Source organism: Methylobacillus glycogenes JCM 2850 (assembly GCF_000617925.1).
Taxonomy (GTDB): Bacteria; Pseudomonadota; Gammaproteobacteria; order Burkholderiales; family Methylophilaceae; genus Methylobacillus; species Methylobacillus glycogenes.
Genome location: NZ_BAMT01000001.1, coordinates 598,890 through 622,728 on the forward strand (window position 1 = coordinate 598,890; position 23,839 = coordinate 622,728).

Annotated in this window: 20 protein-coding genes and 6 pseudogenes; 20 read left to right on the forward strand and 6 right to left on the reverse strand. The window is 53.1% G+C overall.

Going from position 1 to position 23,839, the window contains the following annotated elements; translation table 11 throughout:
* The first annotated feature begins 196 nt into the window (after positions 1–196).
* The 16 genes and pseudogenes from rpsB to rnhB all read left to right on the forward strand — a co-directional run bounded on the left by rpsB (position 197) and on the right by rnhB (position 14,580).
* Complete coding sequence (rpsB, locus tag JCM2850_RS02900; RefSeq protein ID WP_025869708.1) at positions 197–946, forward strand: 30S ribosomal protein S2; 750 nt, start codon at positions 197–199, stop codon at positions 944–946.
* A gap of 113 nt (positions 947–1,059) precedes the next feature.
* Entirely contained in the window at positions 1,060–1,935 is an 876-nt protein-coding gene (gene tsf / locus JCM2850_RS02905; protein WP_025869709.1) for a translation elongation factor Ts, read from the forward strand.
* Positions 1,936–2,055: 120 nt separating this feature from the next.
* A complete protein-coding gene (pyrH, locus tag JCM2850_RS02910; RefSeq protein ID WP_025869710.1) occupies positions 2,056–2,772 on the forward strand; it encodes a UMP kinase in 717 nt (238 codons plus the stop codon).
* Positions 2,773–2,797: 25 nt separating this feature from the next.
* The gene (frr, locus tag JCM2850_RS02915) at positions 2,798–3,355 is read left to right on the forward strand and encodes a ribosome recycling factor (protein WP_025869711.1); all 558 of its coding nucleotides are present in this window, start codon (positions 2,798–2,800) and stop codon (positions 3,353–3,355) included.
* A gap of 44 nt (positions 3,356–3,399) precedes the next feature.
* The gene (gene uppS, locus JCM2850_RS02920) at positions 3,400–4,152 is read left to right on the forward strand and encodes an undecaprenyl pyrophosphate synthase (protein WP_025869712.1); all 753 of its coding nucleotides are present in this window, start codon (positions 3,400–3,402) and stop codon (positions 4,150–4,152) included.
* 2 nt (positions 4,153–4,154) lie between these two features.
* Positions 4,155–4,982 (forward strand): phosphatidate cytidylyltransferase, encoded by an 828-nt coding sequence (locus JCM2850_RS02925; RefSeq protein ID WP_025869713.1) that lies wholly within the window; start codon positions 4,155–4,157, stop codon positions 4,980–4,982.
* 8 nt (positions 4,983–4,990) lie between these two features.
* A pseudogene (ispC, locus tag JCM2850_RS16670) lies at positions 4,991–6,189 on the forward strand (1-deoxy-D-xylulose-5-phosphate reductoisomerase).
* Positions 6,183–7,046: an RIP metalloprotease RseP gene (gene rseP, locus JCM2850_RS23760; protein WP_369384807.1), complete on the forward strand. Its 864-nt coding sequence runs from the start codon at positions 6,183–6,185 to the stop codon at positions 7,044–7,046. Before ispC ends, rseP begins: the two are co-directional and overlap by 7 nt.
* A 73-nt stretch (positions 7,047–7,119) precedes the next feature.
* A complete protein-coding gene (locus JCM2850_RS23765) occupies positions 7,120–7,548 on the forward strand; it encodes a site-2 protease family protein (protein WP_369384808.1) in 429 nt (142 codons plus the stop codon).
* A gap of 16 nt (positions 7,549–7,564) precedes the next feature.
* Positions 7,565–9,891 (forward strand): annotated as a pseudogene (gene bamA, locus JCM2850_RS16680) (outer membrane protein assembly factor BamA).
* 110 nt (positions 9,892–10,001) lie between these two features.
* Entirely contained in the window at positions 10,002–10,505 is a 504-nt protein-coding gene (locus tag JCM2850_RS02945; protein ID WP_025869714.1) for an OmpH/Skp family outer membrane protein, read from the forward strand.
* A 12-nt stretch (positions 10,506–10,517) separates the two neighbouring features.
* Positions 10,518–11,572: pseudogene (gene lpxD, locus JCM2850_RS16685) on the forward strand (UDP-3-O-(3-hydroxymyristoyl)glucosamine N-acyltransferase).
* Between the two features lie 26 nt (positions 11,573–11,598).
* Positions 11,599–12,058 (forward strand): annotated as a pseudogene (gene fabZ / locus JCM2850_RS16690) (3-hydroxyacyl-ACP dehydratase FabZ).
* Between the two features lie 2 nt (positions 12,059–12,060).
* Complete coding sequence (gene lpxA / locus JCM2850_RS02960) at positions 12,061–12,843, forward strand: acyl-ACP--UDP-N-acetylglucosamine O-acyltransferase (RefSeq protein WP_025869715.1); 783 nt, start codon at positions 12,061–12,063, stop codon at positions 12,841–12,843.
* A 14-nt stretch (positions 12,844–12,857) separates the two neighbouring features.
* The gene (gene lpxB, locus JCM2850_RS02965; protein ID WP_025869716.1) at positions 12,858–13,994 is read left to right on the forward strand and encodes a lipid-A-disaccharide synthase; all 1,137 of its coding nucleotides are present in this window, start codon (positions 12,858–12,860) and stop codon (positions 13,992–13,994) included.
* A gap of 10 nt (positions 13,995–14,004) precedes the next feature.
* Positions 14,005–14,580, forward strand: a complete 576-nt coding sequence (gene rnhB / locus JCM2850_RS02970; RefSeq protein ID WP_025869717.1) for a ribonuclease HII — start codon at positions 14,005–14,007, stop codon at positions 14,578–14,580.
* A gap of 75 nt (positions 14,581–14,655) precedes the next feature.
* Here rnhB and JCM2850_RS16695 read toward each other — a convergent pair.
* The 6 genes and pseudogenes from JCM2850_RS16695 to JCM2850_RS02995 form a co-directional block, all read right to left on the reverse strand.
* Positions 14,656–15,347 (reverse strand): annotated as a pseudogene (locus JCM2850_RS16695) (SAM-dependent methyltransferase).
* A gap of 68 nt (positions 15,348–15,415) precedes the next feature.
* Positions 15,416–16,774 (reverse strand): DUF4139 domain-containing protein, encoded by a 1,359-nt coding sequence (locus tag JCM2850_RS16700; RefSeq protein ID WP_036265376.1) that lies wholly within the window; start codon positions 16,772–16,774, stop codon positions 15,416–15,418.
* Positions 16,735–16,869 carry a hypothetical protein gene (locus JCM2850_RS23285; protein ID WP_267879234.1) on the reverse strand — a complete coding sequence of 45 codons (135 nt, stop codon included), beginning with the start codon at positions 16,867–16,869 and terminating at the stop codon, positions 16,735–16,737. Before JCM2850_RS23285 ends, JCM2850_RS16700 begins: the two co-directional genes overlap by 40 nt.
* Before the next feature lie 41 nt (positions 16,870–16,910).
* Positions 16,911–17,506: pseudogene (locus tag JCM2850_RS16705) on the reverse strand (Maf family nucleotide pyrophosphatase).
* Positions 17,507–17,614: 108 nt separating this feature from the next.
* Positions 17,615–19,468 carry a sodium-extruding oxaloacetate decarboxylase subunit alpha gene (gene oadA / locus JCM2850_RS02990; protein ID WP_025869718.1) on the reverse strand — a complete coding sequence of 618 codons (1,854 nt, stop codon included), beginning with the start codon at positions 19,466–19,468 and terminating at the stop codon, positions 17,615–17,617.
* Positions 19,469–19,505: 37 nt separating this feature from the next.
* A complete protein-coding gene (locus JCM2850_RS02995; RefSeq protein ID WP_025869719.1) occupies positions 19,506–20,924 on the reverse strand; it encodes an acetyl-CoA carboxylase biotin carboxylase subunit in 1,419 nt (472 codons plus the stop codon).
* A 73-nt stretch (positions 20,925–20,997) separates the two neighbouring features.
* Between JCM2850_RS02995 and JCM2850_RS03000 the strand changes: the two genes are divergently transcribed.
* From JCM2850_RS03000 to JCM2850_RS03015, 4 genes are all read left to right on the forward strand, one after another.
* The gene (locus JCM2850_RS03000; RefSeq protein WP_025869720.1) at positions 20,998–21,522 is read left to right on the forward strand and encodes a YceD family protein; all 525 of its coding nucleotides are present in this window, start codon (positions 20,998–21,000) and stop codon (positions 21,520–21,522) included.
* A gap of 17 nt (positions 21,523–21,539) precedes the next feature.
* Positions 21,540–21,719, forward strand: a complete 180-nt coding sequence (rpmF, locus tag JCM2850_RS03005; protein ID WP_025869721.1) for a 50S ribosomal protein L32 — start codon at positions 21,540–21,542, stop codon at positions 21,717–21,719.
* Positions 21,720–21,792: 73 nt separating this feature from the next.
* Positions 21,793–22,854: a phosphate acyltransferase PlsX gene (gene plsX / locus JCM2850_RS03010; protein ID WP_025869722.1), complete on the forward strand. Its 1,062-nt coding sequence runs from the start codon at positions 21,793–21,795 to the stop codon at positions 22,852–22,854.
* Positions 22,851–23,804, forward strand: coding sequence for a beta-ketoacyl-ACP synthase III (locus JCM2850_RS03015; protein WP_025869723.1), 954 nt, complete (start codon positions 22,851–22,853; stop codon positions 23,802–23,804). Before plsX ends, JCM2850_RS03015 begins: the two co-directional genes overlap by 4 nt.
* The last annotated feature ends 35 nt before the right edge of the window (positions 23,805–23,839 follow it).

Below are 23,839 nucleotides of genomic sequence, written 5' to 3' on the forward strand. Positions count from 1 at the left end.
TTTTCCTTGAGTTCGTACAAGTGCTTATGTTAGCATACTGCACCCGTTTGACAGGCATTGTGCCTGCCATGCGGAATCCGTGGTTTGAAGTTAACGCTTTAGGCCGCAAATCTGCACATACCGCCCCGTACAGGTGTCCGCGCAAGCGGATGTTGTTGGGCGTATGGAAGCATAACCCTTACTGGAGACTTATCAAATGTCCGTTACTATGCGTCAAATGCTAGAAGCTGGTGTGCACTTCGGCCACCAGACCCGTTACTGGAACCCCAAGATGGCTGAGTACATCTTCGGTGACCGCAACAAGATTCATATCGTCAATCTGGAAAAGACCCTGCCGCTGTTTGAAGATGCCGTTAAATACGTGCGTCAACTGGCTGCAAACAAGGGCCGTGTTCTGTTTGTCGGTACCAAGCGTCAAGCACGCGATATCGTTAAAGAAGAAGCTCAGCGCGCTAACTGCGCCTATGTTAACCACCGCTGGTTGGGTGGCATGCTGACTAACTTCAAGACAGTTAAGCAATCCATCAAGCGTCTGAACGACTACGAAGCTATGCTGCAAGATGGCGGCATCGAGCGTTTTGGCAAGAAGGAAGCCCTGGGTTACAAGCGCGAAGTTGAAAAGCTCGAGCGCTCCATCGGTGGTATCAAGGAAATGGGTGGCTTGCCTGATGCTATCTTCATCATCGACGTAGGTCACGAAAGTGGCGCGGTGACTGAAGCTGCTAAGCTTGGTATCCCTGTGATCGGTGTTGTTGATACTAACAACTCCCCAGATGGCGTAGCTTACGTTATCCCTGGTAACGATGACTCCAGCCGTGCAATCCGCCTGTATGCGCGTGGTATTGCTGATGCGGTTCTGGAAGGTCGTAGCCACAGCATCAATGAAATTGTAAAGGCAGCGTCTGAAGAAGAGTTTGTCGAGGTTGAAGAGACCGCGGCAGAGTAAGACCCTGTTGCAAGGGGGCTATGGCCCCCTTTTTTTTGTACCTGAATTTGGTTAAATGAATCCTGGTGGCGGCAAAATGCCGCGTGCCACACATAATGTTCAAGGAGTAAAAGATGGCTGAAATTACCGCAAGCATGGTGAAAGAATTGCGTGAGCGTACCGATGCGCCAATGATGGACTGTAAGAAGGCATTGACCGAAGCTGAAGGCGATATGGCGCGTGCGGAAGAAATCCTGCGTGTGCGTTTTGGTAACCGTGCCAGCAAGGCTGCTGGCCGTGTGGCTGCTGAAGGCGTGGTTGCAGTTAGCATCAGTGCTGACGGCAAGTCCGGTGCTATCGTTGAAGTAAACTCCGAAACTGACTTCTGCGCCAAGAACGCTGATTTCATCACTTTCACTGGTCAAGTTGCACAAGTTATTGGCAACGAGAAGCCTGCTGATGTGGCTGCGCTGGCTAACCTCAAGATTGAGGGCGGTAGCGTTGAAGAAGTGCGTACCCAGTTGGTAGGTAAGATTGGTGAAAACATCACTGTGCGCCGTTTTGTGGCTGCCGAAGCTCAAGGCAAGCTGGTAAGCTATATCCACGGTGCCAAGATTGGCGTGCTGGTTGATGTGGTTGGTGGTGATGACACCCTGGCTAAGGATATCGCCATGCATATCGCGGCTGCCAAGCCTAAGTCTCTGGATGCCAGCGGTATTGCACCAGAGCTGCTGGATGCTGAGCGTCGTGTAGCGATCGAGAAGGCTAAGGAAGCTGGCAAGCCAGAAGCCATGCTGGAAAAGATTGCTGAAGGCACTGTGCAAAAGTACCTGAAAGAAGTCACGCTGCTGAGCCAGCCTTTTGTTAAGGATGACAAGCAAACCATTGAGCAACTGCTCAAGGCTAACAATGCCAGCATCGCTGCTTTCACCATGTATGTCGTGGGCGAAGGCATTGAAAAGGTAGTGACCGATTTTGCGGCTGAAGTTGCTGCTGCAGCAAAGGTGTAAACTCACGGTCTATGCTGCAACATAGACCGCAGTAAACGGAACGTGAATCGTCCTGGGTAGGGGCAATTCACGTTTTGCACAATTTGCATAACAACAATTTGCATAAGAATAAGGAGCCACATGAGCACTCCCGCCTATAAACGCATATTATTGAAACTCTCTGGTGAAGCCCTGATGGGCGATGATAGTTACGGTATCAACCGCGCAACCATTACCAGAATTGTCGAAGAGATCAAGGAAGTGGTTGATCTTGGTGTGGAAGTCGGTGTGGTGATCGGTGGTGGCAATATCTTCCGTGGTGTAGCTCCGGCTGCTGAAGGCATGGATAGGGCTACGGCAGACTATATGGGCATGCTGGCCACAGTGATGAATGCGCTGGCGCTGCAAGATGCCATGCGTCACGTCGGGCTGGTCAGTCGCGTGCAGTCTGCGCTCAATATTGAGCAAGTGGCTGAGCCTTATATCCGTGGCAAGGCTATCCGTTATCTGGAAGAAGGTCGTGTCGTCATCTTTGGTGCTGGCACTGGCAATCCCTTCTTTACCACCGATACCGCCGCTGCGCTGCGTGGCATGGAAATCAATGCCGAGATCGTGCTCAAGGCCACCAAGGTTGATGGCGTTTACACGGATGATCCCAAGCGCAACCCAGATGCCATGCGCTACAAGACCGTTACTTTCGACGAGGCCATCGTCAAGAATCTCAAGGTCATGGATGCCACAGCGCTGACGCTGTGCCGTGACCAAAAACTTCCAATTTCCGTTTTCAGCATCTTCCGTCAAGGAGCGTTGAAGCGAGTCGTGATGGGTGAGGATGAAGGCACACGCGTGCTTCCTTAACCAGCTACAGGTAGCAGGAGAAAATATGATACAAGACGTAAAAAGCACTGCAGATCAGAAAATGCAGAAGTCTATTGAAGCGCTCAAGACCGATTTGAGCAAAGTGCGCACTGGTCGCGCACATACTGGCTTGCTCGATCATGTGATGGTTGAGTATTACGGTTCCATGGTGGCGATCAATCAGGTGGCCAACGTCAGCCTGGGTGATGCCCGCACGCTGAACGTTCAAGCTTATGAAAAGCCCATGATTGCCAAGGTGGAAAAAGCCATCCGTGATTCTGACCTCGGTCTGAACCCCGCCACCAATGGCGATATGATTCGTGTGCCCATGCCTATGCTGACCGAAGAGCGCAGGCGCGATCTGATCAAGGTGGTGCGTGGCGAAGCAGAAAATGCCAAGGTATCTGTGCGCAATGTGCGCCGGGATGCCAACGATGCCCTGAAAAAGCTGGTCAAGGACAAAGAGGCCAGCGAGGATGATGAGCGTCGCGCACAAGATGATGTACAAAAGCTCACCGACAAGTATGTGGCAGAGATAGAAAAGCTGCTGCAGACCAAGGAAGCGGAGTTGATGGCGGTCTAATTATGACCCCTGGTTTCAAACGTTTTATACTCACGGAGCATTGAGTGGCACTTTTTTCCAGCTCCACACAGACTATCCCGGTCACGGGAGAAATTCCTCAGCACATTGCCGTCATCATGGACGGCAATGGCCGCTGGGCAAAAAAGCGCTTTCTGCCGCGCGTGGCAGGACATAAGCGCGGCGTAGAAGTTGTGCGCGAGATGGTGCGTCTGTGCGCCAATAATGGCGTCAAGTTCTTGACGCTATTTGCCTTTAGTAGTGAAAACTGGCGGCGTCCTGCTGATGAGGTGACTTTCCTCATGAGCCTGTTCATGGAAGCCCTGCAGCAGGAAGTCGGCAAGCTGGCCGAGAATAATATTCGCCTGGTGATGATAGGGGATAAGTCACGCTTTGAACCCGCACTGACCGCCAAGATTGCCGAAGCCGAAGCCGCAACCGCCAATAACGATGGCCTGACTCTAACCATTGCCGCTAACTACGGTGGCCGTTGGGATGTGATGCAGGCATTGCAGCGTCTGATTCAGGATAAGCCCGAGGCTGTGCAAGGGTTCAGCGAAGAAGAGCTGGCTGCTTACCTCAGCATGCACTACGCGCCTGAACCTGATCTCTTTATCCGCACGGGTGGGGAGCAACGCATCAGCAACTTCCTGCTCTGGCAACTGGCCTATAGTGAATTGTATTTCACAGAAACCTTATGGCCAGATTTTGACGAGGCCGAATTCAAGCGCGCCATTGCTTCATACCAGCAACGCGAGCGTCGCTTCGGCCGCACCAGCGAACAATTGGCAAGTAACTAAATATGCTGAAAACCCGCCTGCTGACGGCAGCTGTCCTGATTCCACTCTTTTTGGCAGCGCTATTCCTTTTGCCTGAGCCTTTCTGGTCACTGCTGATGTTGGCAGGTAGCCTGATCGGCCTGTGGGAATGGTCCAAGATGGCCAGCTTTAAGCCAGCGGTGCGTTATCTTTATGTGGCAGCTGCAGGCGTCGCTGGAGTGTTCTTCACCTTCTGGCGCGGCCCTGAGTATGCTTATATGCAGGAATACGCGCTGTACTGGAGCCTGATTGCGGCAGTGGTGTTCTGGTTTGTGATTATTCCACCCTGGCTCGCAACGCGTTTTCAGTTGCGCAATGTCTACTTGATGATGCTCACGGGTTGGCTGCTGGTTCTGCCGCTCTGGCAATCTTTGGTTAGCCTGCGTGAACGCAGCCCCTGGCTGTTGCTGGGCCTGATGCTGCTGATCTGGATCGCTGATAGTGCAGCTTATTTCAGCGGTAAGCGTTTCGGCAAGCGCAAGCTGGCGGTCAACATCAGCCCAGGCAAAACCTGGGAGGGCGTGCTGGGTGCCTTGGTGGTGGTTAGCCTTTATGGCCTAGCGCTATGCTATTTCCTCGATATCCCTCTTTGGCTAATCCCTGCCTTGTGGTTGTTGACTGTGCTCAGCATCATGGGGGATTTATTCGAATCCTTGATCAAGCGTCAAGGCGGACTTAAAGACAGTGGCGCTTTGCTGCCAGGTCATGGCGGTATTCTGGATCGCGTTGACGGCCTCACCTCCAGCCTGCCGATTGCCACCTTCATGATTTACCTTCCTCTCTATTATCAAGCGTGGATGCAATCCGCGTGAGCTCCCCCATGCCAAGCAATGCAGCAAGTCGTCCACAAAATGTCACCATCCTGGGCGCCACCGGCACCATAGGCCTTAACACGCTGGACGTGATTGCACGTCATCCCGGGCAATACCGCGTTTTTGCGCTCACCGCCAATTCACGAGTTGCTGAGCTGGCAGCGTTATGCCAGCAGTATCAGCCGCGCTTTGCCGTGATGCTGGATGCGGATGCAGCAGAGAACTTGCAGACCTTGCTGGCTGGTAGCGATACCGTGGTGCTCTCAGGCCTGGCTGGGCTGGAGCAAGTGGCAGCACATCCAGAGGTGGATGTAGTGATGGCGGCGATTGTTGGTGCGGCTGGGCTTAAGCCTGCATGGCAGCCGCGCAGGCTGGCAAGCGTATTCTGCTGGCCAACAAGGAAACCCTGGTGATGGCGGGCAGCTTGTTTATGCAAGCCGTACAAGCGGGCGGGGCAACCTTGTTGCCTATAGACAGTGAGCACAATGCCATTTTTCAAGTAATGCCCCCTGGGCGTCTCGCGCATCTGCAAGATGGCGGTGTGCGGCGTATTTTATTAACGGCATCCGGCGGGCCGTTCCGCAAGGCCAGTGCCGAAGAACTCAAGGCGGTCACCCCAGCACAGGCACTGAATCACCCGAATTGGGTGATGGGCCCCAAAATCACCATAGATTCCGCTACCTTGATGAACAAGGGGCTGGAAGTAATAGAAGCCCACTGGCTGTTTAACGCGCCAGCGGACAAGATAGAAGTGGTAGTGCATCCGCAAAGCGTGATCCATTCCATGGTGGAATATGTCGATGGCTCAGTGCTGGCGCAGTTGGGTAACCCTGATATGCGCACGCCTATTGCCTATGGTCTGGCTTACCCACAGCGCATTGATGCTGGTGTGGGTTCGCTTGATCTATTCAAAATTGCGCGTCTCGATTTCGAAGCGCCTGATAGTGTACGTTTCCCTTGTTTGCGTCTGGCATTTGATGTCTTGAAGCAAGGTGGAACTGCACCAGCAATTCTCAATGCGGCTAACGAGGTGGCGGTTGATGCCTTCCTCAAGGGCGCAATAGGCTTCCAGGATATTCCTCGTTTGATAGAGGGGGTGCTGGAAGCATCAACGATTACTCCTGTTACTTCCATTGCCCAGTTGGTCGAGGTTGACCAGCAAGCCAGGTTGCAGGCGCAGGAATGGAGACAATTGGAAACATGCTGACACTCGTCGCTTTTGTCGTCACTCTCGGTATATTGATTGCCGTTCATGAGTACGGGCATTTTCAGGTGGCCCGCTGGTGCGGCGTGAAAGTGCTGCGATTCTCCCTGGGGTTTGGCAAGCCTATCTTCTCGCGCCGTTTTGGCGCGGATCGCACAGAGTTTGTTGTGTCTATATTGCCGTTTGGCGGCTACGTCAAAATGCTGGATGAGTGTGAGTTGCCCAATCCCCATGCCTTGAGCGAGGCTGAGTTGCAGCGTGCCTTCAATCGTCAGTCGGTCTGGAAGCGCATTGCCATTGTCTCAGCTGGCCCTGCGGCCAACTTGATACTGGCCGTGTTGCTGTACTGGGTACTGTTTATGCAGGGCGTGGCTGGTATGAAGCCATTGCTAGGCGAGATTGAGGCCGCCACTCCCGCAGCCCAGGCAGGCTTTAAAACGCAGGATTTGATCACCGAAGTGGCGGGCGAGGGCGTGTCCAGCTGGACTGATGTGCGTTGGATATTGCTGCAGCAAACTATCAAAACCCCTGAAGTCACCGTCAAAGTTGAGGATCAGGCCCGTCAGACTCGCTTATTGAATCTGCGCCTAGACAGCCTGGGCAAAGATGATTTTGAAGACGATTTTCTTGGCAAGCTGGGGTTGACACCATACCGCCCAGCCATGCTGGCGCGCCTGGGAGATATCTTGCCTGGTAGCGTTGCAGATAGGGCAGGCTTGCGTAGTGGCGATGTAGTGCTGGCTGTGAATGATAAGCCATCACCGAGTGGGAGCAGTTTGTCACGCTTATCCGTGAGCAGCCAGGCAAGCCACTCGCATTGCGCCTGCAACGTGGCAGCGAAGAGCTGGATGCCATGGTGACACCGGATGCGGAAACCGAAGATGGCAAGACCATAGGCGCATAGGTGCCGCCTTTCAGCCTGATGCTGCGCTGATGGAAAAGCTCTCTGTGACCGTCAATTACGGGCCTTTGCAATCTTTTACCCGCGCCATGGACAAGACCTGGGAAACCTCGATATTCAGCCTGAAAATGCTGGGGCGTATGGTGACGGGAGAGGCTTCCTGGAAGGGTGTGAGTGGCCCTGTGACCATCGCCAGCTACGCCGGGCAAAGTGCCCATATCGGCTGGAAGTCATTCATCGGCTTCCTGGCCTTGATCAGCATCAGCCTGGGCGTGCTAAATCTCTTGCCTGTGCCAGTGTTGGATGGGGGGCATTTGCTGTATTATACGGTGGAGATTTTCAAGGGTAGTCCGGTCTCCGAAGCCACCATGGAAGTAGGGCAGCGCATCGGTTTGGCCATTCTGGCATTGCTGATGGCGGTCGCTTTTTACAATGACATTACCAGGTTTATAACAGGTTGATTTAATGAAGTGTGGCATGAAGCTTAAATATATCCCCTTATTGATCCTCGGACTTTACTCTACTTCAGCACTGGCTCAAGACCCATTCGTCGTCAAGGATATTCGCGTCGAAGGTTTGCAACGTACCGAAGCTGGCACCGTATTCAATTACCTGCCCGTACGCGTGGGTGACACCATGACGGACGAAAAAGCCACGCAGGCCATTAAGTCTTTATATGGCACAGGGTTCTTCAAGGACGTCCGCATAGAGTCAGAAAATGGCGTCCTGGTGGTCATGGTGCAAGAGCGTTCAGCCATTGCCCAGATTACCTTCAACGGCAATAAGTCTTTCCCCAGCGACAAGATGAAAGATGGCCTCAAGCAGATCGGCCTAGCCGAAGGCTTGATCTTCGATCAGTCCATGCTCGACAGGGCAGAGCAGGAAATCAAGCGCCAGTATTTATCCCAAGGTAAATACGGTGCCTCGGTGAAAACCTCTGTTAGCCCACTGGAGCGTAACCGCGTTGCGGTGCGCTTTGATATTGAGGAAGGCGCAGTCTCCAAGATTCGCAACATCAATATCGTCGGCAACAAAGAGTTTACCCAGGAACAATTGCTGGAAAAACTCACGCTGACCACGCCTAACTGGCTGACCTGGTGGAACAAGAACGACCAGTACTCCAAGCAAAAGCTCACAGCAGATCTGGAAGCGCTGCGTTCTTTCTATATGAACCAGGGTTATCTCGAATTCAATATCGACTCCACACAGGTGTCGATTACGCCTGACAAGCGAGACATCTACATCACCGTCAATGTCACCGAAGGTGAGAAGTACACCGTCACCGATGTCAAAATGGCGGGTGAGATGCTGATCCCGGAATCAGAGGCACGCAAGCTCATTTCTGTTGCTCCTGGCGAAATATTCAATCGCCAGCGTGTCACCGAGTCCAGCAAGGCGATCAATGACCGTTTGGGTAATGATGGCTATGCCTTCTCCAACGTCAATGCCATTCCGGATGTAGACAAGGACAAGCATACGGTTGCGTTTACCTTCTTTATAGACCCAGGTCGCCGCGTCTATGTGCGCCGTATCAACCTGACGGGTAACACCCGTACGCGTGATGAAGTGCTGCGTCGTGAAATGCGCCAGCTGGAATCTGCTTGGTATGGTGCCGATAAGATTGAGCGTTCCAAGCAACGCCTGGAGCGTCTGCAGTTCTTCTCAGATGTTAACGTCGAGACACCTGCGGTTCCTGGTACGACTGATCAGGTGGACCTCAATATCAACGTGACCGAGCGCTCTACTGGTAGCGTGATGTTTGGTGCTGGTTTGTCCAGCTATGAAGGTGTGGTGCTGGGCGTTACCGTTAACCAGAATAACTTCCTGGGCACGGGTAATCGTGTCGCGGCACAGGTGAATACTGGTCGTATCAATACCGTGTACTCGCTGACATATACCGACCCATACTTCACACCAGATGGCGTCAGCCGTGGCTTCAACGTCTACAGACGTGATGTGGATACCACTTATCTGCGTACTGGTGACTACAAGACTTCATCCTTCGGTGCAGGTGTGAACTTCGGCATGCCGCTCAATGAGCGTGACTCCGTCAATGCGGGCCTGACCTTCGACTACACCGATGTTGAACTGACCAGCAACAGCCCACCGCAATTCCGTCGCTATTGCGGCAATGACACCACCAGTACTGGTTGCAGCAACACTTCATGGTTCACCAGCTTGTCCTGGGCGCACGATACGCGCGACAACATCATGTTCCCGAACAAGGGCGTGCTGCAACGTATCAGTTCGGAAATTGGTTTGCCTGGACTGGATCTGCAATACTACAAAGTTGAGTACAAGCACTCCTGGTACAAAGATGTCAGCAAGAACGTGACCTTTATGCTGAATGGTGAAATTGGCTACGGCAACACCTATGGCGACAAGGACTTCCCGTTCTTCAAGAACTTCTATGCCGGTGGTGTGAACTCGGTACGTGGTTACGAACAAAGCTCCATAGGCCCGCGTATTTATGACGTGAATGGTAATTACCGTGACTTTGCTGCGGGTGGTACCAAACGTCTGCTTGGCAACGCTGAGTTGTATTTCCCTATTCCGGGCATGAAGGATAACAACGCCTTGCGCTTGAGCGCCTTCGTTGATGCAGGCTCGATTGCGGGTGACGGTATTGATGAGTCAGGCCGTAGTTACTCTACCAGCCTTGGCGATATTCGTTATTCCACTGGTATCGGTGTAAGCTGGCTGTCACCATTTGGCCCGATCAAATTGGTGCTGGCCAAGCCGCTTAACAAACAAGACGGCGATAGAACCAGATGCTGCAATTCCAGATGGGTAATCAGTTCTAAGGGGTTTAGGTTTAGAAGTATAGGATTTGTTGCCTAGCCAGCAAATCCATGATGGCAAATATTAAAGCTTAAATATTGTAGTAAAAGCGTGAATTTCAGGAGAAAGTCAATTGAATAAGTTGTTGAAAAGTCTGTTGGTTGCCAGTCTGTTTACTTTTGCAGCCAATACACAGGCCGCAGAGCTGAAGATTGGTTATGTGCAGGTCGACAAGATCCTGCAGGAAGCGCCTCAAACTGCCGAAAGCGGCAAGAAGCTGGAAAAGGAATTTGGCCCGCGTACTTCCGAGCTGGATAGGCTGCAAAAGCAGATCAAGGATCTGGAAACCGCGTTGGACAAGGACAGCCTCACCATGTCTGAAGCTGACCGTCGCAACAAAGAGCGTGATGCTTCTAACCTCAAGATCGAGTTCCAGCGCAAGCAACGTGAACTGCGTGAAGATGTGAACCTGCGCAAGAACGAAGAACTGGGCGTGTTGCAAGACCGTATCAACAAAGCTGTGACTTCAGTTTCTGAAGCTGAAGGTTATGATCTGGTGGTATACGGCGGTGTTGCCTATGCCAACAAGAAGATCGACATTACCGACAAGGTTCTGAAGTCTCTGGGCAAGAAGTAATTCAGTTTTTGCATGAGCACCAGTTACACCCTGCAGGAAATCGTATCCAGGCTGGGCGGTGAAATTCAGGGAGACGGCACGCTGCAAATCAGCCGTGTTGCCTCCCTGGCTAATGCCCGCTCCGGTCAGATCAGCTTCCTTACCGATACCAAGTACCGATCCGTATTGGCAACTACCCAGGCCAGCGCAGTCATCCTCAAGCCCGAGCATCAAGCTGAGACGACATTGCCACGGATACTGACTGACAATCCCTATGCGTATTTCGCAAGACTTTCAGAGCTGCTGAATCCGGTAGCTAGCTATACCCCTGGAGTTGCAGCGAGTGCAGTGATTGCCGCCAGTGCGCGCGTACCTGCCAGTTGTACCATCATGGATAACGTCGTCATTGCCGAGCATGTAGTGCTGGGCGAGCGTGTCGTGATTCACGCTGGTAGCGTGGTAGGCGAGGGCACTGAGCTGGGTGATGACGTGGTATTGCAGGCCAATGTCACGATTTACCACCATTGTCAGATAGGCGCGCGTTGCACGATATTCTCTGGCAGCGTGATTGGTGGAGATGGATTCGGCTACGCACCCGACAATGGACGTTGGGTCAAGATTCCGCAAGTGGGCCGCGTGGTCATTGAAGATGATGTCGATATCGGCGCCAACACTACGATAGATCGTGGTGCGCTGGATGACACCATCATCGGCCAGGGCTGCAAGATTGATAACCTGGTGCAAATTGGTCACAACTGCCGTATTGGTGCGCACAGCGTGATCGCTGGCTGTGTGGGCATCGCTGGCAGTGCAGTGCTAGGGCAGCATTGCCGCATTGGCGGAGCGCCATGATACTGGGACACCTGGAAATCGCTGATGGCGTGACCGTGTCGCCAGGGAGTATGATTACACGTTCGCTGAACAAGGCGGACACCTACACCGCCTTGATGCCGTTCCAAAGCCATGATGAATGGCTCAGGACCGCCGCCAGCATCCGGCGACTGGGGGAGCTTGCAGACCGCGTCAAGCAGCTGGAAAAACAGCTTGATCGCTTGCAGGTATCGACCTCCCAGGGAGATAAACAATAAATTGAGGTTGAGAGACGAGAAAAGCCATGACTGAACAAGCCACTACGAGCATGGATATTCATGAAATATTGGAATACCTGCCACACCGCTATCCATTTGTATTGGTAGATCGTGTGCTTTCAATGGAATTGAACAAGGAAATCGTCGCCGTCAAAAACGTCACGATTAACGAACCTTTCTTCCCAGGTCACTTTCCCTATCATCGTCATGCCCGGGGTGCTGATCGTGGAAGCCATGGCGCAGGCCGCCGCCATTCTGTCTTTTAAGACCATGGATACCAAGCCTAACGACAAATCGGTTTACTACTTTGCCGGTATGGATAACGTACGCTTCAAAAAGCCGGTTTCCCCCGGCGATCAATTGATACTCAAGGTCAGCATAGACCGTATCCTGCGCGGCATCTGGAAATACAAGGGCCAGGCCCTGGTGGATGACGTAGTGGTGGCTGAGGCCGATATGATGTGTATCCTGAAGGCAATAGATTAAGCATGACAGAACCCAAGATTCATCCTACCGCCCTGGTGGATGCCAAGGCCGAGCTGGATTCCAGTGTAGAAGTTGGTCCGTTCAGCATCATAGGCCCGGGCGTGCGCATTGACGCAGGTACCCGTGTGGCCAGCCATGTGGTGATCAAAGGCCCTACCACCATAGGCAAGGATAACCAGATTTTCCAGTACTCCTCGCTGGGCGAAGTGCCACAGGACAAGAAGTACAAGGATGAGCCTACGCTGCTGGAGATAGGCGACGGTAATACCATACGCGAGTTCTGTACTTTCAATCGCGGTACGGTGCAGGACAAGGGCACGACCAAGATAGGCAATCACAACTGGATCATGGCGTATGTGCATATTGCCCATGATTGCCAGGTAGGCAATCACACCATCTTTGCCAACAACTCCTCGCTGGCTGGTCACGTCGATGTACATGATCATGCCATACTCGGTGGTTTTACCCTGATTCATCAGTTCTGCAAGATAGGCTCGCATGTGATCACAGCCGTGGGCTCGGTGGTGTTCAAGGATATCCCGCCCTATGTCACAGCGGCTGGCTATGATGCCAAGCCTCATGGCATCAACTCGGAAGGCCTCAAGCGTAGAGGCTTTACTGCGGATAATATTCTGCAGATCAAGCGTGCCTACAAGACGCTATATCGTAACGGCCTGACGCTGGAGCAAGCCAAGCAGCAGCTGGGTGAGCAGCAGCAGAGCCATCCTGAGCTGACACTGCTGGTTGATTTCTTGCAGCAGTCCACGCGCGGTATCGTGCGCTAGGCGTTTGTTGCACCATGCCAACTATAGGTATCGTGGCTGGGGAGGCCTCCGGCGATCTATTGGGTAGTCACCTGATCAAGGCGCTCAAGCAGCAAAGGCCAGATCTCAAGTTTGTCGGTATTGCCGGCCCCAAGATGATTTCAGAAGGGGCGGTGTCACTGTTCCCTATGGAACGTCTCTCCGTGCGCGGTTATGTCGAGGTGTTGCGCCATCTGCCCGGCTTGTTACGCATACGCAAGCAAGTGGCTGAGCATATGCTGGAGCAGCGCCCGGATGTCTTCATAGGCATAGACGCGCCAGACTTCAATTTTGCTCTGGAGCGCAAGCTCAAGCAGCATGGTATTCCCACCATTCATTACGTCAGCCCTTCAATTTGGGCCTGGCGCAAGGGCAGGATCAAAAAGATACAACAGGCGGTATCACATATCCTCGCCTTGTTCCCGTTTGAGCCTGAGCTTTACAAGAACGCTGGCGTATCAGTTTCCTACGTAGGTCATCCGCTCGCGGATATGCTGCCCATGGTGCCTGACCGACAAGCTGCGCGCGAACATCTAAAACTGTCATTTGCCAGCCTGGTGATTGCTATGTTGCCTGGCAGCCGCCAGAGTGAAGTGCAGCAACTGGCTGATCTTTATGTGAAAGCTGCCTTGTTGATTGCGGCTGAGCGTCCAGATACCCACTTCCTGGTGCCCCTGATTACCCGTGAGACCCGCGAAATTTTTGAGCGTGTGCTTTATGCCAATCAAGCCCATGAACTGCAACTGAAGATCTTGTTTGGCCATGCGCATCTGGCCATGGAAGCCGCTGATGCGGTGATTGTCGCTTCAGGCACGGCAACACTAGAGGCCGCCTTGCTGAAGCGACCCATGGTGATTACTTATCGCATGCCTGCCATTAGCTGGCAGATATTAAAGCGTATGAATTACCTGCCTTATGTAGGCTTGCCCAATGTGCTGGCCGGGCGCTTTATCGTGCCTGAGTTGCTGCAGGACGATGCCAATCCAGAAAAGCTGGCGGCGACTACCTTGCAGATGATCAATGACAAGAGCCAGCTTGCAGACATTGAAGCTGAGTTCAGGCGCATGCACGAAACCCTGCGTCAAAACACCGGGGAAAAAGCCGCGCAGGCGGTGCTGTCCTTTATCAAATGAGTGCAATCAAGTGAGCGCGGTCATTCTTTGTGGCGTGGATGAGGCAGGGCGCGGACCATTAGCAGGCGCGGTGTTTGCGGCTGCCGTGATACTCAACCCCGCCAGACCTATTCCTGGCCTGGCCGATTCCAAAACCCTTAGTGAAAAAAAGCGCGATAGGCTGGCGCTGGAGATCAAGCAGCATGCGCAGGCCTGGGCTATTGCCTCATGCAGCGCCGCCGAGATTGACGAAATCAATATTCTGCAAGCCAGCCTACTGGCAATGAAACGCGCGATTGAGCAGTTATCCATAGTGCCTACCGAAGTGCAGGTCGATGGTCTGCATTGCCCGCGTATCAATATCCCGGCGCAAGGCATCATCAAGGGTGACAGCAAAGTGCAGGAAATCGCCGCGGCCTCCATACTCGCCAAGACCGCGCGTGACCTGGAAATGCAGCAGATGCATGTGCTATACCCGCAATACGATTTCGCCCGCCACAAAGGCTACCCCACCGCGCAACATCTGCAATTGCTAGGCGAGCATGGCGTTTGCGAGATACACCGCCGCAGCTATGCGCCCGTGAGACGGGCACTAGGCCTGGCTTGAGCTGCTGCTTGCAGCACACTCCTTAAATCTCATCTTTTAAAAATTCAATTGTTCAGTGATTGCTGAAGCAGGGGTCTAGGCTTGCAAGAGAAACACCGTGGGCTGCTTATGCAACTCTGGCAATTCTTTTAGCTTGGCCCAGTCGGCAATGCGCTTGCTGATAATCAACTCGGTAGGCAGGCTGATATTACGCGCAACGCATAGCGTGGTTTCAGGTTTGCAGTGCGCCAGCATATCTTCCAACAAATGCTGATTACGGTAAGGCGTCTCAATAAAAATCTGAGTTTCACCATGCTGCAGAGACTGGCGCTCGATTTCACGCAGTCGATTGATACGCGCCTGTTTATCGCTGGGGATATAGCCCAGAAAACTGAAACGCTGACCATTCATGCCTGAGGCCATCAAGGCCAGCAGTATGGATGAAGGCCCCACTAGAGGCGCCACGCGGATATCGCGCTTGTGCGCCAGCGCGGCCAACCTTGCGCCAGGGTCGGCAATACCGGGGCAGCCTGCCTCAGACATCAGGCCTACATCTTCACCAGCCAGCAAGGGCTGGAGCAGGCAGGTAGTTCGGCATCACTGGTGTGCTCATTCAGCAGATGCAAAGTCAGCTCGCGCACTGGTTTGTCGGTTTTGAACAGGCTGAGAAAACGCCTTGCGGTTTTTTCGTTTTCTACAATAAAGGTAGAAAGCTTGCGCGCCTGGGCGATGACCTCGGCAGGCAGAACCTGCTCCAGGCTATCACTGCCCAGGGTGACTGGCAGCATATACAGCGTGCCCTTTTTGCTGCTGCCTGGCTTTTTGTTTTCTGAGGTTTGAGTTTCTGCTTGGCTCACTAGTACTTTACCTGCGCGCGATAATTGAGGGTGACGCTGCTTTCAGCGGGTATGGTGATGCTCCAGCTGGCCGTGTTGCTGCTGGCCTTTTTGCTGGGATGGCTTTGCGACAATAGCTTCCAGTCGCCAGGGATAGGCTCCAGCACATTAACTGTCACCGCCTGTGGCTTGGCATTTTTCAGCACAATTTCATAGGCACTCTCGAACTGGCTATTGCCTTTGGCCGGATTGGGTAATTTCTTGAAATCAGTCTGCTTTTTGTCTGCGGTGACATCAAAAGCTTCACCCAGCTTGAGGCGTACGCTTTCATTCTTGGCGGTATGGTCTATCTTGTCTTCACCAACAAACTGCGCATTACCCTGGCTGTCTTTTTTGTAGACGCGCATGATGCCCTTGGGCAATGGCATGCCTAAGCGGCTGGCTTCTTTGTTATCAAATTCGACAAACACGCCCACCTTAAGCTTTTGCCCAAGCTCGCCCTGGCTGGCCTGGTAATAGTAACTATCGCCGCGCAAGACCAGTTCCTTGCGTACAGGTACGGCCTGCGCATTCAAGAGCGCCACTTGCTTGGTCTGGTTCTCGGCGATGGTCGTCGGTCTTTCCAGGCTATAAAGGTGATATTCCAGCAAGGATTCCTCGGCCATGGGGGCGGCATCCGCCATCATCATTTCATTCTTGCGCATCATGGCTACAGGGGCAGGGTGTGGTGGCAGTACACGATTAACATCGCCTGCCACCAGTTGCAACTTGGCGTTGCGATAGCTGGTGCCGCTGGTATTAGACAAGGTGACCCAGCCGGATAGGTCCAGCTTGTCTTCGGCGGCATTCAACTCGGCGACATAATCCGCTTTCCAGCCCAGCCCGCCAGTGAGGTAGCTCAATTCTATATTCTGACTACCAGATTGCTTGCTGTTGATCTGGGTGACCAGGGTAGGGCGGTCACGCAGATTGTCAGGCACATCGGGGTAGACAATACGGCCGGGAACACCCGTTTCTATGCGATTGCCTATCTTGAGTACCGTGCCATTGTTGGCGGCCAGCACCGTGGCTTGCTCTGTAGTTTCAGCGCCTGTGGCGGGATTGGTGCGTATGACCTGCACCTGCTGGCCTATATATTTCTCCAGCAGCTTGTCCGGGCTTAATAAATCGAAATCAAAATTTTGTTCCAGGGTTTGCAGGCTGCCATTGAGGCTACGCAGCAAGGCGGTTTCTGCACGTATCTGTGCGCTGACATCGCGTAGCGCCAGCGCGTTGAGGCCAGATTTGAGCGTGACCTTGCGCTGATCTTTGACCAAGGCCAGGTCACCGTTGTAAATGGTTACGGCAACACTTTGCTGGTCGGCCAGCGTGCTGCGTATCTCGTCTGCTTGGGCGTAAGCCTGCTGCTAAGCGCCAGCATCAAGCCTATTACCAGTGGCCTGGGTTTGATAAGAGTGATCAGTGCTTTGCTCATTGCTATGCTCCTCGATGTTCTGGCTAAAATGCCGATCTGGCCTAAATAACGCTGACGCCTTGTTGTTCCAACATATCTATCAACCGGATCAAGGGCAGGCCTATCAGGGCATTGGGGTCGCTACCATGCATGGATGCAATGACGGCTATCCCTAAGCCTTCAGATTTGGCGCTGCCAGCGCACTGATAAGGCTGTTCTTTGCGTAGATAGTTCTCAATCTGGCTATCGCTCAGCTGGCGAAAGCTTACCTCATAAGGCACAACCTCGGCCTGCATCTGATCCAACTCCGCGTTATACAGGCAAAGTGCGCTATGGAAAACCACGCTGCGCCCGCGCATCAGCTTGAGTTGCTTGACAGCATTTTCATGGGTAATGGGTTTGCCCAATTGCAAGCCATCCAGGGTGGCGACCTGGTCGCAACCTATAATCAAGGCCTGTGGGTGTTGCTCAGCCACTTTGCGTGCCTTGGCCTGGGCCAGGCGCAATGCGGTCTGTTCTGGTGCTTCTGCGGACAATGGAGTTTCATCTATATCTGGGCTGATGACGCTAAACGGCAATTGCATCGCTCAAGAAGCTCGCGCCGATAGGGGGAAGATGAAGCCAGAATCAGGGTGGGGGATGGACTGGGGGATGACATGGGTTTGTTGAGATTGGACTTTATTGGTATGGGATTGTGGCATGGAAGCGCCCTAAGTAAAAAGCCGGCAGGCGCCGGCTTTTTACAAAGGCACTGGTGTAGCGTGCTTTAGTCTGGCTGAATTTCCAGCAAGGTTTCATCAGGGGTAACAGTGTCACCCTTTTTGATATGCACAGCGACTACCACGCCAGCCTTGGAGGCCTGGATTTCGTTTTCCATCTTCATGGCTTCAATGACCAGTACGGCATCACCAGCGCTGACCTTGTCACCAATGTTGACCTTAACATCAACAATGGTGCCAGGCATGGCGGTGGTCACGCAGCCAGGGTGGCTGGGGCGTGGACGGCCACTGCCAGTGTTGCTGCTGGCCTTTTTCTTGGCTTCGCCATTGCCGCTGGAGCCACCGGAGACTTCGATTTCGTTCAAAGTCTCGACCACAACTTCTTCCGCCACGCCATCTACGGAAACGTAGAATGGACGCTGCTCTTCACCATGGTGACCGCTACCAGTCAGCTTGATATGGAAGGTTTCACCGTGCAGGGTGACGTTGAATTCGCTAGGCGCATAGCGCGAGCGTGATTCGCTGGAGGTTACCGCATCCTTGCTCAGCAAAGGCTCAGGCTTGAGGGTGCCAGCATTGCGCTCTTGCAGGAAGGTCTTGGCCAGGTCTGGGAACATGGCGTAGGTCAGCACATCTTCCTCGCTCTTGGCCAGGCCTTCAACTTCATTGCGCAGCTTTTCCATTTCCGCACTGAGCAGGTCAGCAGGGCGGCACTCGATGACTTGAGCATTGCCTACTGCCAGATTGCGTACATCAGCATTGACAGTAGATGGTGCCTTGCCATAGTGGCCCAGCAGATAGTTCTTCACCTCATTGGTGACGGACTTATATCGTGCGCCTGTCATGACGTTGAGCACAGCCTGGGTGCCAACAATCTGCGATGTTGGGGTCACCAGCGGAGGGTAGCCCAGATCTTCACGCACACGTGGAATTTCATCCAGCACTTCATCCATGCGGTTGAGCGCACCTTGCTCCTTGAGCTGGTTGGAAAGGTTGGAGATCATGCCGCCTGGCACTTGGTTCACCAGTACGCGAGTATCCACGCCTGTGAATTCGCTCTCGAACTGCCAGTACTTTTTCCGCACTTCACGGAAGTAGGCAGAAATTTCCTGCAACAGGCCAATGTCTAGGCCGGTATCGTATTCAGTGCCCTTGAGTGCGGCGACTATACTTTCTGTGGTCGGCAGGCTGGCGCCTTCAGCGAAGGAGGAGATGCAACCATCGACAATGGAAACACCATTGTCTACCGCGCGCTGTATGGACATGCTGGCCAGGCCAGAGGTCGCGTGTGCGTGCAGATGGATAGGCAGGCTGACGGCAGAGCGCAGGGCCTTGACCAGTTCGCCTGTCACTTCAGGGGTCAGCAGGCTGGCCATATCCTTGATGGCGATGGTGTCGCAGCCATAGCTTTCCAGTTCCTTGGCCATGCTGACAAAGTAAGGAATGTCATGCACTGGGCTAGTTGTGTAGCTGATGGTGCCTTCGGCATGCTTGCCCACGGCCTTTACTGCCTCAATCGATACCTTGAGGTTGCGCAGATCGTTCATGGCATCAAAGATGCGGAACACATCAACACCGTTGTCGGCGGATTTTTGCACAAAGGCACGCACGACATCATCGGAGTAGTGACGATAGCCCAGCAGGTTCTGACCACGTAGCAGCATCTGAATGCGCGAGTTAGGCAGGGCCTGACGCAGCTTCTTCAGACGCTCCCAGGGGTCTTCACGCAGATAGCGTACGCAGGCGTCGAAAGTCGCGCCGCCCCAGGCTTCCAGCGACCAGTAGCCCACAGCATCAAGTTTGGAACAGATGGGCAGCATGTCTTCAGTGCGCATGCGGGTCGCGATCAGCGACTGGTGACCATCACGTAGAACTACATCGGTTACATGTACTTTTGCCATAATCTTTATCTACCACTTCAAGGTGTTAATGTGAGCCTCAGATACCCTCGTGGGCAGCTATGGCGGCAGAAATCGCCGCAGCGATCAGTTCCCGTGGGAACTCTGTCGCGTAATTGGCAAGCTCGGGATGCGTTTCGACAAAACTGGTGTCGAATTTGGCGTTACGGAAATCCGGGTGCTTCAGGATTTCCTGATAATAAGGAATTGTGGTCTTTACGCCATAAACCACAGTGTCGTTGAGGGCGCGACGGCCACGTTCAACCACACTTTCCCAATTCAAGGCCCAAACCGTGAGCTTGGCGCACATGGAGTCATAATAAGGCGGAATGACATAACCGCTATACATAGCCGCATCCATACGTACGCCGGGGCCGCCCGGTGAGTAGTAACGCGTGATCTTGCCGAAGCTGGGCAGGAAATCGTTCTTGGGGTCTTCCGCATTGATACGGAACTCCATGGCAAAGCCACGATACTGCACCTCAGCCTGTTTGTACTGCAGGCGCTGACCATCGGCCACACGTATCTGCTCTTGCACGATATCAATACCGGTGATGGATTCGGTGACGGTATGTTCTACCTGCAAACGGGTATTCATTTCCATAAAGTAGAAATTGTTGTCCGAATCCAGCAAAAACTCGACCGTGCCCGCATTCTTGTAACCCACAGCCTTGGCTGCCTTGACCGCCAGGTTACCTATATATTCACGCTGCGCTTTACTCAGTTGAGGCGAGGGGGCAATCTCAATCAGCTTCTGGTTACGACGTTGTATGGAGCAGTCGCGCTCAAACAAGTGAATCACGTTGCCATGGCCATCCGCCAGTACTTGTACTTCTATATGGCGTGGGTTGACTACGCATTTTTCCAGAAAGACTTCGGGCTTGCCAAAGGCCTTGCTGGCTTCGGAAATCACACGGTCATAATTGCTGAGCAATTCTTTCTCGTCATTGCAGCGGCGTATGCCACGGCCACCGCCACCATTGGTGGCCTTGAGCATGACGGGGTAGCCTATCTTGCCTGCCAGTTTGCGGGCGTCTTCCAAACTTGCAAGATTGCCCTCGCTACCTGGAACGCAGGGTATGCCAGCCTTGATCATGGCGGTACGGGCCTGAATCTTGTCACCCATCTGGCGTATCACCTTGGCATCTGGGCCTATGAACTTGATGCCGCGACGCGCACAGATTTCTGCCAGCTCAGGATTCTCAGACAAGAAACCATAGCCAGGATGCAGGGCATCACAGCCAGATGCCACAGCAAGATTAACGATATTGTGCGCGTTCAGGTAACCCAAAACAGGGTCAGAGCCAATGTTATATGCTTCGTCAGCCTTTTTGACATGCAGGGCATGTCGGTCAGCATCCGCATAGATCGCCACAGACTTGATGCCCATCTCTGAGCAGGCGCGTACGATGCGCACGGCGATTTCGCCACGGTTGGCAATTAGAATTTTTTTGATCACGGAGTAAACCTAAACCTGAAAAATAGCGGTGATTTTTGACACGGAAACCGACAAATTATATCATGCGCGGCTTATGACTGCACAAGCAATCAACGTACCTGTCATCAATAGCCAAGACTTTGCGCGAAAAGCGCTGGAGTTTCATGATATACTCCCGCTCTTGCGATTTTCTCGCCTGGTTGAGCTTCTTGCCGATACTGATGGTTCGGTGAATATTGACCTAATCGGTAGTGTTAACAAGTCTTCTATGCCCACGCTGCATCTCAAGGTGCAGACTACGCTGAAGCTGACTTGTCAGCGCTGCCTGGATTCATTTGAATATCCGCTGGATTTGACTTCTAGTTTCATCATAGTCCCCAGTGAAGCCGCGATTCCATCGCCAGATTCAGATGAATATGACGATGAGGTGGATTATCTGGTGGCGGAAACGCAGATGCCAGTGATAGACCTGGTTGAAGATGAGATATTGCTTGCCTTGCCGCTGGCACCTAAGCACCCGGATGGGGCTTGTGCTGATGTGAGCAGGGTGGAGTTGGAAAAACCAAGTCCTTTTGCTGTATTAAAGGGTCTTAAAACTGGCAAAAGCCAAAACGATTAGTTAATTAGGAGTAAATTATGGCCGTTCAACAGAACAAAAAGTCACCATCCAAGCGTGGTATGCACCGCTCCCACGACTTCTTGAGCAACCCACCGTTGGCAGTTGAGCCAACCACTGGCGAAACCCATCTGCGTCATCACGTTAGCCCTAACGGCTACTACCGTGGTCGCAAGGTCTTGCCTGCCAAGGGTGAGTAATTCTTCCTGTATCGCAGGAACATGCGCCAGCCTTTATGGCTGGCGCTTTTGTATCTAACGTCTGATTTTGAGCATGGATATAACTATTGCTATTGATGCGATGGGAGGTGACCATGGCCCTCATGTCACCGTTCCCGCCGCCCTAAGTGCTATCAAACAAGATAGCCAATTAAATATTGTTCTGGTTGGTCTCAAGGATGTGATTGAGGCGGAGCTTGCCTCCCATCACGCCACTACCGGCCCGCGCCTGAGAATTCATCACGCCAGTGAAGTCGTGGCCATGGATGAGTCTCCGCAAAGTGCGCTCAAGAACAAAAAAGATTCTTCCATGCGGGTTGCCATCAACCTGGTCAAGAGTGGCGAGGCCAATGCCTGCGTCAGTGCCGGTAATACCGGGGCGCTGATGGCAACTGCACGTTTCGTCCTCAAAACCTTGCCTGGCATTGACCGCCCTGCGATTGCCGGGGTGTTGCCTACGCAAAAGGGTGCCATCTATATGTTGGACTTGGGTGCCAATGCGGATTGCACGCCTGAGCACCTGCTGCAATTTGCCATTATGGGTGCCATGTTGGTCTCCTGTGTTGAGCATAAAGAGCGGCCTTCAGTGGGCTTGCTCAATATCGGCTCAGAGGACATCAAGGGTAACGAGGTAGTCAAGCAGGCAGGCGAGCTGCTCAGAGCCAGCCATCTGAATTTCTACGGCAATATTGAAGGTAATGACATTTATAAGGGCACGACAGATGTCGTGGTCTGTGATGGCTTTGTCGGCAATGTGGCTTTGAAGACCTCAGAAGGTCTGGCGCAGATGGTGAACCGCTTCCTGACGCAGGAGTTCAAGCGCAGCTGGTTGACCAAGCTGATGGCCATCATTTCCATGCCAGTACTCAAGGCCTTTAAACGCAGGCTGGACCCAAGGCGCTACAATGGGGCTACCTTCCTGGGGCTTCGTGGCATTGTGGTAAAGAGTCATGGCGGGGCGGATAGCCTGTCGTTCCAGTATGCCATCAAGGCCGCTTGCGAAGAGTCGCGGAATGGCGTGCTGAGCCGCATTACCAAGCAACTGGAAATAGAACACCTTAAGCCACAGGCAGACCCAGTGGCAGTGCAAGCTGAAAGTGAGAAAGAAGGCTTATGAGCTATTCGCGCATCGCGGGTACTGGCAGCTATCTGCCAGAAAAAATTCTGACCAATGCTGATCTTGAACGCATGGTCGAAACTACGGATGAATGGATTTTCAGCCGTACCGGCATCCGCGAGCGCCACATCGCTGCCGATAATGAATTCACCAGTGATCTGGCTTTACACGCGGCTAAAAATGCGTTGGAAGCCGCAGGGATCACGGCTCAGGAGTTAGACCTGATTCTGGTGGCGACAACCACGCCCGATCGCGTATTCCCCAGTACTGCCTGTTTGCTGCAGCACAAGCTGGGCAATGCAGGCGCGCCAGCGTTTGATATTCAGGCGGTATGCAGTGGCTTTATCTATGCCATGGCGACTGCTGATCAGTTCATCCGCAGTGGTGCTGCCCGCAAAGTGCTGGTCGTTGGTGCTGAAACCATGTCGCGCATTACAGACTGGACAGACCGTAGCAACTGCATACTCTGGGGTGACGGCGCTGGCGCAGTAGTGCTGGAAGCCAGCGATGAGCCAGGCATTATTTCCACACATTTACATGCCGATGGCAGCTATGCGCGCTTGCTGAATGTGCCAACGGGTGTATCCGAGCGTGCAGGCGATAAAACCATCCATATGGAAGGTAATGCGGTGTTCAAGATCGCGGTCAACACCCTGGATGCGATTGTTGATGAAACCTTGGAGGCCAATGGCCTGCAAAAATCCGACATCGATTGGCTGGTGCCGCATCAGGCCAATATTCGCATTCTGCAATCCACAGCCCGCAAGCTGGGGATGGATATGGACAGGGTGGTGGTGACCGTAGACAAGCACGGCAATACCTCAGCGGCATCAGTACCGCTGGCGCTGGACGTTGCGGTGCGTGATGGCCGCATCAAGCGCGGTGAAACCGTGCTGATGGAAGCCTTTGGTGGTGGTTTCACCTGGGGTTCTGTGCTGGTTAAATACTAAGTGTTGCATACCCGATCAAGATTAATTTGCTTTCT